We start from the raw sequence: 16084 nt of genomic DNA on the forward strand, positions 1-16084 counted from the left end.
GTTTAAGGTTGTTTAAAATCGTTACAACTTAGAACTTATAACCTAAAACTTAAAACTATACAAAATGAAAATAAATTGGGGAACAGGAATCGTAATTGCTTTTGGCTTGTTTATGACTTTCATACTGTACTTTGTTTTTAAAGTGCAATCCAATTCGAAATACGATAACGAGTTGGTCACAGAAGATTATTACCAACAAGAATTAAAAGTACAAGGAAATATTGAAAGAGCCATTAATGCCAATGCATTGGAGCACCAACTAACTATAGAAAAAGTTGCAGAAGGCATTCAAGTGACATTTCCAGAAGATTTTAAATACAAAGAAATAACAGGAAAAGTGTCCTTATACAGACCGTCTAACCAGAAATTAGATAGTGAAATGCAAATTTCATTGTCTTCTTCACATTTGCTCATACCTAAAAGTAATTTGGTAGGCGGTCTTTGGGACATTACTGTAGAATGGCAATATAATGGCGTTTCGTATCGAAACAAGCAGTCGGTTTATTATTAGTGAAAAGTTAGAGATGAGAAGTGAATAGTGATTAGTTTTTAAGGAGCACAAAAATGGTTCTTCGGTTGAAAATCTCACCCGCTATCCGTTACAATCTTTTCTTTTTTATTAGAAAAAGAAAAGGATTTACACTACTATCGGGGCTAAAAATCACGTTTTTACTTTTATATACAAACAAAAGAAAACCTATAACTTACAACATAGAACCTACAACCTACAACAAAATAGCATGCTTTACACAGCCATTATATTCGGATTAATTAGTAGTTTTCACTGCATTGGTATGTGTGGTCCTATTGCTATGATGTTGCCTGTGGATCGAAATAACGAGGCTAAAAAAATAACACAATTAGTAGTGTATCACTTGGGCAGATTGCTTGCCTATAGTTCATTAGGATTCCTTTTTGGGGTATTGGGTAAAGGTTTTTTCTTGGCAGGTATGCAACAACAGCTTTCAATAGTTGTTGGAATCGTTATGATAGTTATTGCATTAGTTCCAGAAAAAACTTTAGCCCGATACAATTTCTCAAAACCTGTTTACCGTATCATTTCAAAAGTAAAATCAAATCTAGGCAATCAGTTTAAAAACAGAAGTTACAAGTCCTTTTTTACTATTGGTTTACTAAATGGCTATTTACCTTGTGGAATGGTGTATGTTGCATTATTCGGAGCATTGGCTATGCTAACCATACAATACAGCATCTTATACATGCTACTGTTCGGATTAGGAACCGTTCCCATGATGAGTTTGGTAGTCATTATCTCTAACTTACTTAAAAACCCAATAAGAAATACCCTTCAAAAAATGATTCCCATACTCACAGTAGTAATAGGAATGTTATTTATCATTAGAGGGCTAGGCTTAAATATTCCTTATGTTTCTCCAAGTACCACCAGTCTTTTTGTACAAACGGAAGCGAACTGTCATTAAGGAGGAATTGTTTAATGTTGTTTAAAGGTTTAAAAGTTTAAAGGTTGTTTTCAAAACCCTTTAACTACTCGTAATCTTGTCAACCTGTAAGGGTCTCACATGAAGTTCCGTAAAGTTTTTTGAAATGCTAATGGGATGCTTACAGCATGACAAGATTGTGGATATATTATGCAAAAATGATTGTTGCCATAGAATTAAAAACTTTAAAGAACAATTTGTTAACTCTAAGATTTAACCGCAATCTTGTCACCCTGTAAGGGTCTCACTCGGGAAGTATTTTGCTTATGTACTACTTTTGACCAGATTACAGCTTAAAAAACACAAGCGGATTATCATTAGTCAAGAAAAATCCAAAACTATACATCTATTTTTAATCGCGTAGCGATATAATACTGGTTGCTAATTTAGTAGTTTGAGAACCTAATCCCTTTAGGGATGGTATTTGTATATCATCCCTAAAGGGATTTATTGAAACGTGTTAGGTTATCTCTTACCTATATTTTATCCCTAAAGGAATTTAACTGTAAGAAATCCATCAGTAGTAATAGTAATGTTATTTATCCTTAGAGTATTAGGCATATTCATTGTGTTTCAACAATTACAACCATTTTTTTTGTAAAAATAGAAGCAGATTATGATTAGAGGATAAATTGTTTAAAGTTGCTATTATTTATTTAGCTTAAATTTCGACTTTTCAAATGTGAATTTTTTAGTTTTGGGAACTTCATAAGAAGTTAAAAATAAATTATCTGTTAAGGTGTCATTATCCACTAAGAGGTATATTCTAGACATATTTATCATTTTTTCATTATCGATAATTGTATCTCTTTCGACTTGTTGATATAAGATGCCTTGTAGTTTATTATTGTAGTAATTTTCATATTCAAATTCTATTGTGTTTTTGGATTTAGAACTCAAATAAACTAAATTAACACTATCTTTATTTTGAACACAATAACCAAATTGAAGTTCCCTACGGTTATTTTTATCTAATTTTAGATTTTCATATAAAGAATGTAAAGTAATAACTCCTTTGTAGCTATTTTTTCTATTAGTTTTAGTAATCTTTAAATCATAATAAATACTTTCTAAAGTGTCAATTATATTCCCTTTTAAATATTTATATTGATTGTATAAGGTGTCTTTTTCTTTTGTAATGTATATTTCGTAGTTTTCAGTTATAGAATCTGAAAAATTTAAATTTAGAAATTGTCTTTTGTACAGACCTTCATCACTTAATCGGTCAAATTGTTTTCTGTTTTTTTCATTCGTTTTTTCAACACAAGATGAAATAATAAATAGGATGAATATTGATATATAAATTTTCAAGTTATTTTTTATTACGTTTTTTAAATTTCATTCAAAGATTTAGCGAATATACCTTTTTGTCTTAAGATTTTAAAAATTTCTCCAATTTCTTAAATAGGTGTTACAAAAAATACCATAAATTTAATGTTTTACTTCTTAAACCTTTTTTCGAATCTTGATTTTTTATAATTGTATCTAGTTTTATGCACATAATATTTAAAGCGATATAAAAACAGATTCCATTCATATCGTATTCCTCCTAATTGCCAATTTACATCGAATTTCTTTTCTTCTTTGGCTGGCTTTCCAATAGAACTTAAATATGGGGGAATAGCTACTTTACCATGCCACATGGGGTTATTGTCCTTAATGGTTTCGTAAAAATCTTTAGTATGAGAAGTTTTTAGAAAGTATTTAATCTCAATGATGGTTTTGTCTTTTGAGGCTTTGTAGATGTAGAAATTTATATCATAGAGATTATCATATAACAAAGCTAAGTCTTGAGTAATTTCTTGCAATGATTTAGGAGTTTTACCTTCATTAATTTTTTTTCTAATTTTATTTCCTTCAAACAAGTTCTTACCAATAGTTTCATCAATTTCGGATAAGAGATAAAAGCAATTTCTAGATATAGTGTTCCAACAAAGATCACTTGCCGTATTAATTAAACGAGAGGTTGCATCGGCTATTTTAGTTTCTAAAATTTCTTTATTCACGAGAGTTAATAGTAATGTTATTCAATATTAGAAATAATCATTTCATTAATAAGCTCATTTTCAAATTCTAATACGTTCCTTTTTTTACTATTGATATAAGCTACAGATTGAATTTTTGGATACCCTTTAAAATAATAATCAAGATAATGAATTGAGATATTATCATTTGATTTAATGTCTTTCATACTGAAAACCAAATTTAGTCTTTTAATAAAATTCTCAGAATTTGCAAGCTTACCTATTTCAGAAATATATTTTTCAGTTTTCTTTTCATAAGCTTTTCCTTTTTTCGAATAGAGATCACCATCAAAAAATACTTCGTTTCCTTGTTTTCTAATTTCACCTTCAATGGTATCTAAATATTCAAAATAGTCTTTAGATAAACTATCACAGGTTTTAATTTTATGGAATTCTTTTAAACTTTTTGTCTCATCTAGTTTAAGTATAATATTATCAAGTAAACTTTTGTTGTAAGTATTGTTTTCTGCAATATGTTGTTCATAGGTTACCTCATATTTTTTTTCTAAACTCATTTCAGAATTACAAGAGATAATTAGAAAAGGTAGTAATAAAAAAAGTTTTTTCATAGGGACTATTAGCAAAAGTAATTTAGATTATAACTAATTATAAAGTAAATATACCTTTTTACTCTTTAGTTTAAAAATAATGTTATATGCGTGTTCCAAAAAATTTCATTTCTAGTTAAAAAAGTATAAAAACCTAAAATTTTAAGTCCTAGACCTAAAGTTTTAAGTCTGGGACTGGTCTTTTTACCTCGGAGACTCAAAATTTTACGTCCATAAGGGTAAAATTTTACGTCTACCAACGTAAAATTTTATGTCCGGAACTTAAAATTTTAAGTCCTAGACATAAAATTTTAGGTTACCCAACGTAAAAGTTTAGGTTAAAGACCTAAAACGACCACTTCAAGACCTAAAAATAGGAGTATTATTTTGATGGAATGGCTGTCAAGAAATAAAAAACGTCATATTTAGCCCTGATAGGAACGGCATCCTTTGCTTTTTCTTTTAAAAAGCAAAGATATAGTGGATAGCAGGTGGGATTTTCAACTGAAGACCTTGGTTTCTGCTCCTAAACATCTAAATCGTCATTGAAAACAACTGTGTTTGTGGTGCTTTCCGTATCAATCGTAAGTCGAATGCCATGCAAATGTTTCTTACGAAGGGCTTTCCTTTTTCGGTTACGAATAGGGTTTGGTCTTTTATGAGTAGTAAACCGTCTTTTTCCATTTCGGCCAAATTAGGTAGAATGGTTTCTATTTCTGGGAAATAAGTGGTTTTGTCTTTCCACGAGGTTTGAAATTGGCACATTAGATTCAAAATGTGTTTTCTGATGATTAAATCTTCTTCATTTAGAATATGTCCTCTGAAAATGGGTAATTCGTCAAGATCTAATTTGTCATAATAGGCTTCGATTGTTTTCTCATTCTGTGCAAAAGCATTCCAAGAATCGCTAATAGAAGAGACTCCTAAGCCAATCATAACTTCTGTTTTGGATGCCGTATATCCCATGAAATTGCGATGAAGCGTTCCGTTTTCAAAAGCTTGAGTCATGCTATCGTTCTTTAAGGCAAAATGATCCATTCCAATTTCTACATAATTACGTTTTAAGAGTTCCAATTTCCCTTGTTCGTATAATTCTCTTTTGACAGTATCTTTGGGTAAATCCTCATCTTTAAAGCCTCTTTGACCGTTTCCTTTTATCCAAGGTACGTGTGCATAACTGTAAAATGCTAATCGATCAGGTTGTAAGGAATTGGTTTTGGCAATAGTATCTAAAACATCCTCTAAAGTTTGAAATGGCAATCCAAAAATTAAATCGTGACCTATAGAAGTATAGCCAATTTCCCTTGCCCAAAACGTAACTTTTGCCACATTATGAAACGATTGCTTTCTGTGAATAGCATTTTGTACTTTTTCTGAGTAATCTTGCACACCATAACTCACTCTTCGAAAGCCTAAATCATATAGCGTTTGTAAATGTTCGTAAGTAGTATTATTTGGATGTCCTTCAAAACTGAATTCGTACTCCTGTGCTTTATCTGCATTGATGAAAAGTCCGTTTATAAGAGTTGTTAAATGTGCTGGTGAAAAGAAAGTGGGTGTACCACCTCCTAAATGGATTTCTTTGATTCTTGGTCGTTGAGGTAATAATTCGCAATATAAATCCCATTCTTTCAAAACCGCTTTTATGTACGGATTTTCCACATCATGTCGTTTGGTAATACGTTTGTTACAACCACAAAACGTGCATAAACTTTCGCAAAAAGGCAAGTGAATGTATAAGCTAATACCTTCTGTTGTATTAGAAGCTTCAAAAGATTGTACAAGGGCTGCTTTCCATTTGTTTACCGAAAATAAATCTTCTTCCCAATAAGGAACAGTGGGATAACTCGTATATCTTGGTCCTGGAACATTATATTTTTGAATTAAACTCATGTTTGAAAATTTATTCAAAAATAGGGATAGTAGTTAGGGTTAAAAATGATAATTATCATGTAAAGGTTGATAGTCGAAAGTGAAAAGCTGAAAGTGTTTTTTTGATGGGTTAGTTATTTGGATTTTAGATTGTTAAATGTTATTTATCTCTTTTTGTGGAGTTGGGAAGCTAAACTACTATTTAAAGTCGAATTTGTATTACTCTCTTAAACCAGAAAAGGATGCAACTGGTAGTTTTAAAATAAGTTGTAAATTTGCCCTTCAATTAGTTATACAATGAGAAAAATAGTACTTTTTACCTTCCTAATTTCATTATTTTCTTGTAAAGAACAAAAGGTGAACCAAGATATAAAACCAATACAAGCCAAATTGCCAACTAAATCATTTACTAATGTACAACTACGAGAAATTCATAGTGACGCTATTAGTATAAGAGCAATTGTATTAGATAGTAACCAATTGTGGTTTGCAGGAAGTAATGGAAAATATGGAGCTATTGATTTGATGACTCAAAAAATGTTTAGAGGTAGAATAGCCAAAGATACTTTGCATCCTGAATTTAGGAGTATTGCTAAAACTAAAGATGCCGTTTTTGTATTGAGCGTGGCTAATCCTGCGTTGTTGTATCGTATTTCTAATGATAAAAAGGTCGTGCAATTGGTTTATGAAGAAAAAAACGAAAAAGTATTTTACGATAGCATGCAATTTTTAGACGATAGTTTTGGAGTAGCCATGGGTGACCCAATATCGGATTGTTTGAATATAATTACTACGACTGATGGTGGAAATACGTGGCAAAAAATACCTTGTGAAAAATTACCTAAAGCAGGAGAGGGAGAAGCCGCTTTTGCAGCTAGCAATACCAATGTAATGCTACGAAACAACAAAATAATTATTGTTTCAGGAGGAAAAAAAGCACGCTGTTTTGTGAGTGAAGACAAAGGCAACACTTGGAATGTATATGAAACTCCCATAGTACAAGGTAAAACCATGACTGGTATTTTTACAGCCGATTTCTACGATGAAAACATAGGTTTTATTGCTGGTGGTGATTATGAAAAACAAGAAGACAATAGCAACAACAAAGCCATTACAAACGACGGTGGCAAAACTTGGCAATTGGTAGGACAAAATACGGGTTTTGGATATGCTTCTTGTGTGCAATTTGTTCCAAACACCAAAGGAAAAGCATTAGTTTGCCTAGGAGGAACAGGTTTGCATTATTCAAGTGATAGTGGAAAAACTTGGAAAAAAATGCTTGACGATAAAGATTTATATACGCTTCGTTTTCAAAATGATTCAGTTGCCTATGCAGCTGGGAAGAATAAAATTGTAAAACTTAGTTTTCAGTAGTTTTTTATTTTAACAGCTTTTTTCTCTTTTTAATTTCATCGAGTTTCTTTTGTTGTTTTACAACTTTTACTCTATTAGTGTCTAACTTTTGCTTTAATTCTAGTATCTCTTTTTCTTTATCAGCAATTTCGTCTTTTGCTTTTTCGATGACTTTATAGGCATCATCTTTATCATCTTCCAAACCTTTTTGGTCGTCTAGAAGGTCTTCCAATTGGTCTTTTTCTTCCTCTAAAACATCATTAATTCTAATTTTAGAAGCATAAATAGCAATTTTAGTTACGATTTCTTCTGCAGCAGCAAATTGTTTAGGATTTGCATTTGACTCTAAAAATGAACCTCCTAAATTGAAGAAAGCTGTATATCTAATTCCTTTACCTACTTCTTCAATAAGTTGGTGCATAGTAATAGGTTTGCTATTAATTTCTTTAATAATTGCATTTTCAATATAGGTTTCATTGCTTCTTCTAACGCGTTCTTCGTCACCCTTGTACTTTTTAGTAATTTCTTTAATTGCATCTTCAACATCGTCTTCTGAAACGGATGGAATGAATATTTCGATACCCGTTTGCGTTCCTTTACTCATCTTTATTTTAACTTCTTTGGTTTCTAAAGATTGTGAGAAAACTAGTATTGGTAACAGGATAAGTAATAATAAAGTAATTTTTTTCATGGCTTGTTTTTTTATATCTTATAAGATACAATTTTTAATCTAGAATTACTACTAATAAATGTGATATTAAATCTTAATTTAAGTAATTTTAATATATAGGTTTTCATAACGAATTTGTGGTGTATAATGTAGGAAAGAATGAGTAGTAGACCAGTAATTTTTCTCTAGTGAATTAAGTTAATCCTGTTAGGGATGTGATTCTAATCAACATCATATTAAAAAGTAAAGAAATGAATTTATTTGTTGATTTTAAATCATTATTTCATCCCTAAAGAGATTAAAAAAAATATTGAGTGTTTATTATCAACGTGTACCACATAAAAATTTATAATGTATTCGTAAAAACTTACCTCTTTCATTCACATTATTAAATGGACTTTCACCATAATCAACTTCTACGATTATAGAAGTATCTGATGTAATTTTATGTGTGAGTGTTTTTGGCACACTTCTCATACCAAATACCTTTAAAGTAATAGTATCATTTTTTATTTTTTCAGAGCAAATAAGTGTCTCTGCAAAACCTTCAAAGTTACCAGAAGCAAAGCCAATGGTTTCATTATCAGAAATTATTTCAATAAATGTACCACCAATATTGTGACGTGTTGTTTTTTCAACAATGTTACATTTTAGGGTGTACATTTTTGATTTACAATCTTCTTGAGAAAAGTTCAATTGGAAAACAAATAATAGGAGCAATAGGTTGATTTCTTTAATCATGAATATGAATAAAAGCCATCAATAGTTATACCAAAAAAAGCACCTTACAGTGCTTTTCTTTTAATTTTTTCTACCTCTAAACTCTCTTAAAAGTTTTCTATTAAATTCGTCTTCAGCTTTTTTTAGTTTGATTACTTTTTTTGGAGGTAAAACGGTTAGTAAATCTTTTAAAAATTTCTTTTTTAGATGGTGCATTTCGTCTTCATAGGTTTCCATTTTGGTAATCAATTCTAAAGCTTCTTTTTCAGTAAGTTGGTCAATACCTCCTTCTTCAAAACGCTTTATAACTGCTTTCATTTTATTATGCTTTATTTCAAATTGTTTGTCGTCAAACGCATTGTAAACAGGCCAAAATTTTTGAGCTTCCTCACTTGTTAAATTTAATTGTTCTGTTATGTAAGCAACTTTTAGGGCTTTAATTTTTTCTTTCTTTTCTTTCATTCCGCCTTGAGCAAATGAAAAACTAACTATCAAAAGTAGTAATAGGGTTATTTTTTTTCTCATAATTATTGATTTAAATAGTAGTCAATATTTTGTGTATCTAATAAATAAGCTTCTACAGCATCGTCATTTAAGGATAAATCGTTTTCTAAGGCTTTTATATCTTCAATGCTTACTTTATCTATAATGTCATAAGTGGAATATTCACTTACTAAATAGGTTTCTAATGTTGTGGTCTCAATGGTATTAGTTTTAGCCATGTTAAAATAAATAGGAATCGCTATCATTACTAATAGAACAGCAGCAATACTTGAGATCCAAATTTGTTTTTTATGAAACAAAGAAACAACTTTTACCTCTTTTTTAGGCAATTGTTCCATCATTTTGGCTTCAAATTGCTCAAAATAATTATCTGGAATTTGAAATCCAGGCTTTATTTTGGGTTGAGTATCTAAGTTAAAATCTTTCATATCTATAAGACTGTATTTTGTATAAATGGTTTAATTTGTTTTTAAATATTCTTCTATTTTCTTGACTGCCAAATGATAACTGGCTTTCAAAGCACCTACTGATGTGTTTACTATATTAGAGATTTCTTCATATTTTAATTCTTCAAAATATTTCATTTTAAAGACTAATTGTTGTTTTTCAGGCAAAACGGCAATGGCCTTTTGTAATTTTAATTGGATTTCGTCTCCATCAAAAAAAACATCACTTTCTAATTTATTGATAGCTTTTTGCTGGACTTCTTCATTACTTATTCCTGTTTTCCTAGCTTTTTGCTGTAAAAAAGTCAAAGCTTCGTTGGTAGCAATGCGATAAATCCAAGAAAATAACTTGCTTTCTCCTTTAAACTTAGATAAGTTTTGAAATATTTTCAGAAATGTATTTTGCAAAACATCATCGGTATCATCGTGATTTAAAACAATATTTCGGATATGATTGTATAACGGTTTTTGGTATAATTGCAACAACTCTCGAAAAGCCATTTGCTGGGTTTTCGGGTTTAATAATTGTTCAATAAATACTTTTTCGTCTTGCAATTTTAAATTGTATTTACAGGTTAGACTAAAGGTAATTAAAAAGGTTTAATTGGTAGCCAAAGAAAATTTTAAATACTATTTTTGTAAAAAAAGAACTATGATTAAAACGGTTATTTTTGATATGGATGGAGTTATTGTAGATACAGAACCAGTGCATCATTATGCTTACCAACAACATTTTGTAGAATTAAATGTTTCTGTTTCAGATGATGTATATGCTACTTTTACAGGTAATTCTACTCGTAACGTATTTCAAAAAGTAAAGGAATTATTTCAATTGGAACATGAAGTTGAAGAGTTGATTTTAAGGAAAAGACATCTTTTCAATGAAGCGTTTGATTCTAAACCTGATTTATATTTAATTGATGGAGTTGAGGATTTGATTAAAGATTTGTTTGCCAATGGGATTCAATTAATTGTAGCTTCTTCAGCTTCAAAAAGTACTATTAATAGAGTTTTTACCCGATTTAATTTACACCAATATTTCTCTCATATTGTTTCTGGTGAGGATTTCCCAAAATCAAAACCACATCCTGCTATTTTTGAACATGCTGCAAGTTTATCGATTCATCCAAAAGAGAATTGCATCATTATTGAAGACAGTACAAACGGCATCATTGCTGCAAAAGGAGCTGGAATATATTGCATTGGTTACAACAGTGAAAATTCTAAAAACCAAGATTTATCGATAGCGGATTTAATTATCAATGATTTTAATGAAATTAATGCAGAGAAGGTGAGAGGGTTAGTTTAATTTTTTTCTAGTAAGGAAGGGAAATTAAGAAACATCTCTATCAGGTAAGACGTGAGTGGCTAAAATACGTTTGCCTTCTTTTTTTACTTCTTCATTTTTTCGGAGCCTCCATAAAATATCACTTGAGAACTTTCTAGTTGTATCTAAATCAACAATTGGTCTAGGATAGTTTTCTCCTAATCTAAAATTATATAAATCTTGTTCAATAGGTGTTAATTTCCATGGTTCATGAATAAATGGAATAGGTAAAACACCTAGTTCTGGAACCCATTTTTTTATAAAAACAGCATCGGCATCATGGTCAATGGAATTCTTTACTGGGTTATAGACTCTCAAAGTATTAACTCCAGTAACGCCTGCTTGCATTTGAATTTGAGGATAATGAATTCCAGGTTCAAAATCAAGAAAGTTTTGTGCTAAGTATGATGAGCATTTTTGCCAAGGTTGCCATAAGTTGTGCGTATAGAAGGAAACTACTAAAGCTCGCATTCTGAAGTTTAAATACCCTGTTTCATTTAAACAACGCATACAAGCATCAATAATTGGAATGCCTGTTTTCCCTGTAGTCCATGCCACATGATAGCTTTTTTTAATAATTTGATTGAGATTACGATATCCTTTATTGATAGCCACAAACTCCATTTCACATTCCATTTCAAACTTTTGGATAAAATGAGATTGCCAACGTAAACGTGACATGAAATTTAATAAGATTTTCTTTCTATCTCTGTTTACCAAATAACGAGTAGCTTCTTGAAAAACTTCTCTTATGGATAGATTTCCCCAAGCTATATAAGGTGATAACCGACTACAACTTTTTCTGGCTTTTTCGGGTTTTGAAATATGTTTGGAATAATTTAAAACTCTTTCTTTGTAAAATGAATTCATATATCGTTTTCCTATTTCAAAGCCACCTTTTTGAAATAAAGTATCTGTTTTAGTTTCTAATGAAGCTAGTTTAAAGTGATTTTCTAAAACTTCGATATCCTTGTATTTTAAAAAGCTCCTTGGTGTTGGTTCAAAAGGAAAGACATTAGTATTCATATAATCATACCAATCTTCTTTCCATGCTTTTCTATTTTGAATACCTCTTATGACACCATTGTTTATAGATTCTGTCCATTTTATATTTTGGCTTTTGAAATATTGAGTCAATTGTAAATCTCTATCATAAGTGATCTTTAAACCTGTTTCTTGATGGGAAAATATACCGTGAATTTTTACTAAATCGTTCAATTTTTCAAAAACACTCAAGGCTTCTTCTTCTACAATAAGAATTTGGGTATGATAAGGAAGTAATGCTTTTTGCAGGGTTTCTAAGGATTGTTTGATGAAATCAATATGTCTTTGACTATAGTGATAGTCATTTTGAAGCGATGGTTCCAAAATATATAGTAAAAGGGTCTTTCGTCCTGATGAGATAGCATTGTGTATTGCTTCATTATCTGTTAAACGTAAATCCCTTTTAAACCATACAATATTCATAATTTATCTTGTTTTAGCCTACGGCTTCTTTATATACTTTTAAACATCTTTCCCTTGCTTCTTTATGATCCACAATAGGTTCTGGATATTTTGAAGTTTCCACTTCTGGAATCCATTTTTTAATGTATTTTAAATCTTTATCAAACTTTTTGATTTGTTCGGTTGGGTTGAAAATCCTAAAATAAGGAGCTGCATCTACACCAGAACCAGCAGCCCATTGCCAATTACCAATGTTACTTGACTGTTCGTAGTCTAATAATTTTTGAGCGAAATAGGTTTCTCCCCAACGCCAATCAATTAGTAAATGTTTGCATAAAAAACTCGCAACAATCATTCGAACCCGATTGTGCATATGTCCAGTTGCATTTAATTCGCGCATACCTGCATCAACAAAAGGATATCCTGTTTTACCTTCACACCATTTTTTAAATTTCGCTTCATCATTTTTCCAGACGATAGCATCATATTTTGGTCTAAAACTATCTTTTATTGTATGTGGAAAATGCCATAATATTTGCATGAAAAACTCTCTCCAAATCAATTCTTTTAAAAAAGTTTCATTTTTTACTGTCAAGGCTTTTTTAACCATTTCTCTAATTGAAACGACTCCAAAACGCAAATAAACCCCTAACATCGAAGTTCCATCTACTGCTGGAAAATTTCGAGTAGCTTCATAATTTTCCATTAACTTTTCAGAAATGGTATATTTAGGAAAACTAATTTTAGTTGGTTTAAAACCAATGTCTTTTAGACTTAGAAAAGGGTAGGAATGCTTTACTAGATTCTCTAATTTCTCTTCTGATTTATAATAAGGTATTGCTGTTTTTTCTAAAGTTTCTTTCCATTTTCTAGAAAAAGGAGTGTAAACCACGTAAGGAGATCCATCATCTTTAACTACTTCACTTTTTTCAAATATAACTTGGTCTTTTGAGGTTTTGAATGTTATATCATTTTCTTTAAAAATTTGGTAAACTTCTTTATCTCTTTTTCTTGCGTAAGGTTCGTAATCATGGTTGGTAAAGACTGAACTTATTTCATTTTCTTTAATTAGTTTTTCGAAAATCGTTTTGGGTTTACCAATAAAAATTGCTAACGATTTCCCTTTTCTTTCTATCTCTGTATTAATGTTTACTAATTGTTCATGAATAAAGCTGACTCTTGCATCGTCTTTTTCCAATTCGTTTAAGATAGAAGGATCAAAAATAAAAATAGGTAATACTTTTTCAAGACTATTTAAAGCATGGAATAATCCAGCATTATCCTGTAAACGTAAATCTCTTCTAAACCAAAATATATTCATTATATCTTTTTATTTAAGATTGTTTAAAAGTTTAAGTTTACTACTCTCATAAAATTAAACAACTTTAAATTATTAAAGTTTTAAGCATTTTCTAAATTATCCATTAACTGATAGTGTTGACACTCCTCCATCAACATGGAAAACTTGCCCTGTTACCCAATTGCTTTTATCAGAGAGTAAGAAAGCAGACATTTCTGCAATGTCATTTGGTGTGCCAAATTTTTTTAAAGGATGTCTTTCTGCTGCTTTTTCTTTTTTCACCTCATTATTTAAAAATTTATCAGCTAATGGTGTGTCTGTTAAAGAAGGAGCAATTACATTGACTCTTATTTTTGGTGCATATTCTGCTGCTAATGCTTTAGCAAACCCTTCAATAGCTCCTTTTGCGGCTGCAATACTTGTATGAAATGGCATTCCAGTAGTAACTGCAACTGTACTAAAAAGTACTACACTTGCTTGTTCTGAAGCCACTAAATTAGGTAAAATAGTTTGTAAAACCTTTACCATATTGATAAAATTAACTTGTAAATCTTCTTCAAAGGTTTCTATTTTTAAACCTTTAAAAGGTCTTAAGTTGATACTTCCTGGTAAAAATGCAAAGCCATCTATTTGATTAGGTAATACTTGTGTGTTTAAAACTTGTGAATTAGCATCAAAAGTAATATGGTGAATAGATGCATCTAAATTTTCAACAGTTCTAGAAGCTACATAAATATTATTTTGTGTTTTTAATAATTCAGTTAAAGCGTGACCAATTCCGTATGAGCCACCTATTAATAGTATATTTTTTTTCATTATGATGAGGTACTTTTAAAGTTGTTTGAGTTTTGCTGTAATAATTAACATAAGACTAAAGATTAGATATTTTATAATCACCAAAAAGTTCAACTAATTTTTTTCTTCTATAATCGAAGATTTCGTTTAATTTGGGTTTAACCAAAATAGGATGAATTATTTGACCTAAAATTCCCATTGGTATTTTATAGTCGATGATATCTTCCATTTCTACACCACCAGGAATTTTTTTTAAAAAATGTTTGTGATGCCAAAGTGAGTAAGGGCCGAAACGTTGTTCGTCTACAAAGTACTTTTTATCTTGAACATGAGTAATTTCAGTTACCCATTTAGTTGGTATGCTTAATATAGGAGTAACAATATATTGGATAATTTGACCAGAAAACATTGGTTTATCATCACCAGAAAGAATATTAAAACCCATATAATCAGGAGTGATAGTTTTTAAATTTTTTGGATTAGATAAAAAATCCCATGCTTCTTCTATAGAAATAGGTAAATTTTGTTTGGATTTAAGTGTATATATTTTCATAAAATTATTTTGTTTAACAAATATAAGAAAATATTAAACAAAATAATTTTAATTTTAGGAATAGCTTAACATATTCATCTAGGTTTTTTAGTAATTTCGTATAATCCTTATTTAAATCACAAATTAATAAAATAAAAGATGAAAAAGTTATTTTTTACAGGATTGCTAGCACTTGCAATTTTGTCAACAGAAGCTCAAGTTAAGACACCACAAGCGAGTCCAGCTGCAAAAGTAGAACAAGTAGTAGGGTTAGCTAATGTACAGATTGATTATTCAAGACCAGGAGCAAAAGGAAGAACAGTTTATGGAGATTTAGTTCCTTATGGTAAAAATTGGAGAACTGGAGCCAATGCTAATACAACAATTTCTTTTGATCAAGACATAAAAGTGAATGGAAAAGAATTAAAGAAAGGAAAATATGCTATATATACTACTCCAAAAGCGGATAGTTGGGATGTTATTTTCTATACTTCAACAGATAATTGGGGTTTACCAGAAAATTGGGACGAAACTAAAGTAGCATTAAGAACAACAGTAAAGCCTGAGACTTTAATGAAACCAGTTGAGTCTTTTACTTTATCTATAAATAATTTAACAAATGATTCAGCTTCTTTAGATTTAGCTTGGGAAAGAACAATAGTTTCCGTTCCTTTTACAGTACCAACTAATGAAGTAGCAATGGCAAGTATTGAAAAAGCTTTAGCAGGTCCTTCTTATGGTGATTATTTTTCTGCAGCACAATATTTTTATCAAATAAATAAAGATTTAGATAAGGCCTTAACTTGGGTAAATAAAGCTATAGAATTAGTGCCTTCTGGTAGTGAAACACCATTTTGGTACTTACGATTAAAATCGCTAATACAAGCAAAATCAGGTGATAAAAAAGGAGCAATTGCCTCTGCAAAAGCTTCTTTAGATGGAGCAAAAAAAGCAGGAAATGCTGATTACGAAAAAATGAATAAAGATAGTATTGCAGAATGGTCTAAATAATTTTTATTAATTTTCAAAAATTTAAAAAGCCGTTAGATATTTTCTAACGGCTTTTAATTTTAAAATCTCAATTAAC

The 16084-nt window shown here is 30.2% G+C and carries 18 protein-coding genes; 5 read left to right on the top strand and 13 right to left on the bottom strand.

Annotation, left to right across the window (positions count from 1 at the left end; translation table 11 throughout):
• Positions 1 to 64 precede the first annotated feature (64 nt).
• Positions 65 to 511, top strand: a complete 447-nt coding sequence (locus FIA58_RS02045; RefSeq protein WP_140959513.1) for a FixH family protein — start codon at positions 65 to 67, stop codon at positions 509 to 511.
• Positions 512 to 740: 229 nt separating this feature from the next.
• A complete protein-coding gene (locus FIA58_RS02050; RefSeq protein WP_140959515.1) occupies positions 741 to 1442 on the top strand; it encodes a sulfite exporter TauE/SafE family protein in 702 nt (233 codons plus the stop codon).
• A gap of 666 nt (positions 1443 to 2108) precedes the next feature.
• On the opposite strand, the gene FIA58_RS02055 is transcribed toward FIA58_RS02050, so the two are convergent.
• The 4 genes from FIA58_RS02055 to hemN form a co-directional block, all read right to left on the bottom strand.
• The gene (locus tag FIA58_RS02055; protein ID WP_140959517.1) at positions 2109 to 2771 is read right to left on the bottom strand and encodes a hypothetical protein; all 663 of its coding nucleotides are present in this window, start codon (positions 2769 to 2771) and stop codon (positions 2109 to 2111) included.
• Between the two features lie 128 nt (positions 2772 to 2899).
• Positions 2900 to 3466: a hypothetical protein gene (locus FIA58_RS02060; protein WP_140959519.1), complete on the bottom strand. Its 567-nt coding sequence runs from the start codon at positions 3464 to 3466 to the stop codon at positions 2900 to 2902.
• Positions 3467 to 3483: 17 nt separating this feature from the next.
• A complete protein-coding gene (locus FIA58_RS02065; protein ID WP_140959521.1) occupies positions 3484 to 4053 on the bottom strand; it encodes a hypothetical protein in 570 nt (189 codons plus the stop codon).
• Between the two features lie 513 nt (positions 4054 to 4566).
• On the bottom strand, positions 4567 to 5925 hold the full coding sequence (hemN, locus tag FIA58_RS02070; protein ID WP_140959523.1) for an oxygen-independent coproporphyrinogen III oxidase: 1359 nt from the start codon (positions 5923 to 5925) through the stop codon (positions 4567 to 4569).
• A gap of 276 nt (positions 5926 to 6201) precedes the next feature.
• Between hemN and FIA58_RS02075 the strand changes: the two genes are divergently transcribed.
• Complete coding sequence (locus tag FIA58_RS02075; protein ID WP_140959525.1) at positions 6202 to 7278, top strand: WD40/YVTN/BNR-like repeat-containing protein; 1077 nt, start codon at positions 6202 to 6204, stop codon at positions 7276 to 7278.
• Between the two features lie 4 nt (positions 7279 to 7282).
• On the opposite strand, the gene FIA58_RS02080 is transcribed toward FIA58_RS02075, so the two are convergent.
• The 5 genes from FIA58_RS02080 to FIA58_RS02100 all read right to left on the bottom strand — a co-directional run bounded on the left by FIA58_RS02080 (position 7283) and on the right by FIA58_RS02100 (position 10152).
• A complete protein-coding gene (locus tag FIA58_RS02080) occupies positions 7283 to 7948 on the bottom strand; it encodes a hypothetical protein (protein ID WP_140959527.1) in 666 nt (221 codons plus the stop codon).
• Positions 7949 to 8251: 303 nt separating this feature from the next.
• Positions 8252 to 8590 carry a hypothetical protein gene (locus FIA58_RS02085; RefSeq protein WP_140959529.1) on the bottom strand — a complete coding sequence of 113 codons (339 nt, stop codon included), beginning with the start codon at positions 8588 to 8590 and terminating at the stop codon, positions 8252 to 8254.
• A gap of 138 nt (positions 8591 to 8728) precedes the next feature.
• Entirely contained in the window at positions 8729 to 9172 is a 444-nt protein-coding gene (locus FIA58_RS02090; protein WP_140959531.1) for a sensor of ECF-type sigma factor, read from the bottom strand.
• Positions 9173 to 9174: 2 nt separating this feature from the next.
• A complete protein-coding gene (locus tag FIA58_RS02095; RefSeq protein ID WP_140959534.1) occupies positions 9175 to 9579 on the bottom strand; it encodes a hypothetical protein in 405 nt (134 codons plus the stop codon).
• 30 nt (positions 9580 to 9609) lie between these two features.
• Positions 9610 to 10152, bottom strand: coding sequence for an RNA polymerase sigma factor (locus tag FIA58_RS02100; protein WP_140959536.1), 543 nt, complete (start codon positions 10150 to 10152; stop codon positions 9610 to 9612).
• Between the two features lie 97 nt (positions 10153 to 10249).
• Between FIA58_RS02100 and FIA58_RS02105 the strand changes: the two genes are divergently transcribed.
• Positions 10250 to 10906 (top strand): HAD family hydrolase, encoded by a 657-nt coding sequence (locus FIA58_RS02105; protein ID WP_140959538.1) that lies wholly within the window; start codon positions 10250 to 10252, stop codon positions 10904 to 10906.
• Between the two features lie 24 nt (positions 10907 to 10930).
• On the opposite strand, the gene FIA58_RS02110 is transcribed toward FIA58_RS02105, so the two are convergent.
• From FIA58_RS02110 to FIA58_RS02125, 4 genes are all read right to left on the bottom strand, one after another.
• The gene (locus FIA58_RS02110) at positions 10931 to 12391 is read right to left on the bottom strand and encodes a cryptochrome/deoxyribodipyrimidine photo-lyase family protein (RefSeq protein ID WP_140959540.1); all 1461 of its coding nucleotides are present in this window, start codon (positions 12389 to 12391) and stop codon (positions 10931 to 10933) included.
• A 13-nt stretch (positions 12392 to 12404) separates the two neighbouring features.
• The gene (locus tag FIA58_RS02115; protein ID WP_140959542.1) at positions 12405 to 13691 is read right to left on the bottom strand and encodes a cryptochrome/photolyase family protein; all 1287 of its coding nucleotides are present in this window, start codon (positions 13689 to 13691) and stop codon (positions 12405 to 12407) included.
• A 96-nt stretch (positions 13692 to 13787) separates the two neighbouring features.
• Positions 13788 to 14486: an SDR family NAD(P)-dependent oxidoreductase gene (locus FIA58_RS02120; RefSeq protein ID WP_140959544.1), complete on the bottom strand. Its 699-nt coding sequence runs from the start codon at positions 14484 to 14486 to the stop codon at positions 13788 to 13790.
• A gap of 55 nt (positions 14487 to 14541) precedes the next feature.
• A complete protein-coding gene (locus tag FIA58_RS02125; protein ID WP_140959546.1) occupies positions 14542 to 15018 on the bottom strand; it encodes an SRPBCC family protein in 477 nt (158 codons plus the stop codon).
• A gap of 138 nt (positions 15019 to 15156) precedes the next feature.
• Between FIA58_RS02125 and FIA58_RS02130 the strand changes: the two genes are divergently transcribed.
• Positions 15157 to 16008, top strand: coding sequence for a DUF2911 domain-containing protein (locus FIA58_RS02130; protein ID WP_140959548.1), 852 nt, complete (start codon positions 15157 to 15159; stop codon positions 16006 to 16008).
• Positions 16009 to 16084: the final 76 nt, after the last annotated feature.

This window comes from Flavobacterium jejuense, from assembly GCF_006491595.2.
Lineage (GTDB): Bacteria > Bacteroidota > Bacteroidia > Flavobacteriales > Flavobacteriaceae > Flavobacterium > Flavobacterium jejuense.

What these genes read in the sequence shown, in the direction of transcription:
- FIA58_RS02065 (WP_140959521.1), bottom strand. Translation starts at nt 4,053, where the DNA reads ATGAAAAAACTTTTTTTATTACTACCTTTTCTAATTATCTCTTGTAAT.
- FIA58_RS02120 (WP_140959544.1), bottom strand. Translation starts at nt 14,486, where the DNA reads ATGAAAAAAAATATACTATTAATAGGTGGCTCATACGGAATTGGTCAC.
- FIA58_RS02075 (WP_140959525.1), top strand. Translation starts at nt 6,202, where the DNA reads ATGAGAAAAATAGTACTTTTTACCTTCCTAATTTCATTATTTTCTTGT.
- FIA58_RS02125 (WP_140959546.1), bottom strand. Translation starts at nt 15,018, where the DNA reads ATGAAAATATATACACTTAAATCCAAACAAAATTTACCTATTTCTATA.
- FIA58_RS02085 (WP_140959529.1), bottom strand. Translation starts at nt 8,590, where the DNA reads ATGTACACCCTAAAATGTAACATTGTTGAAAAAACAACACGTCACAAT.
- hemN (WP_140959523.1), bottom strand. Translation starts at nt 5,925, where the DNA reads ATGAGTTTAATTCAAAAATATAATGTTCCAGGACCAAGATATACGAGT.
- FIA58_RS02110 (WP_140959540.1), bottom strand. Translation starts at nt 12,391, where the DNA reads ATGAATATTGTATGGTTTAAAAGGGATTTACGTTTAACAGATAATGAA.
- FIA58_RS02050 (WP_140959515.1), top strand. Translation starts at nt 741, where the DNA reads ATGCTTTACACAGCCATTATATTCGGATTAATTAGTAGTTTTCACTGC.
- FIA58_RS02090 (WP_140959531.1), bottom strand. Translation starts at nt 9,172, where the DNA reads ATGAGAAAAAAAATAACCCTATTACTACTTTTGATAGTTAGTTTTTCA.
- FIA58_RS02105 (WP_140959538.1), top strand. Translation starts at nt 10,250, where the DNA reads ATGATTAAAACGGTTATTTTTGATATGGATGGAGTTATTGTAGATACA.
- FIA58_RS02115 (WP_140959542.1), bottom strand. Translation starts at nt 13,691, where the DNA reads ATGAATATATTTTGGTTTAGAAGAGATTTACGTTTACAGGATAATGCT.
- FIA58_RS02080 (WP_140959527.1), bottom strand. Translation starts at nt 7,948, where the DNA reads ATGAAAAAAATTACTTTATTATTACTTATCCTGTTACCAATACTAGTT.
- FIA58_RS02130 (WP_140959548.1), top strand. Translation starts at nt 15,157, where the DNA reads ATGAAAAAGTTATTTTTTACAGGATTGCTAGCACTTGCAATTTTGTCA.
- FIA58_RS02095 (WP_140959534.1), bottom strand. Translation starts at nt 9,579, where the DNA reads ATGAAAGATTTTAACTTAGATACTCAACCCAAAATAAAGCCTGGATTT.
- FIA58_RS02045 (WP_140959513.1), top strand. Translation starts at nt 65, where the DNA reads ATGAAAATAAATTGGGGAACAGGAATCGTAATTGCTTTTGGCTTGTTT.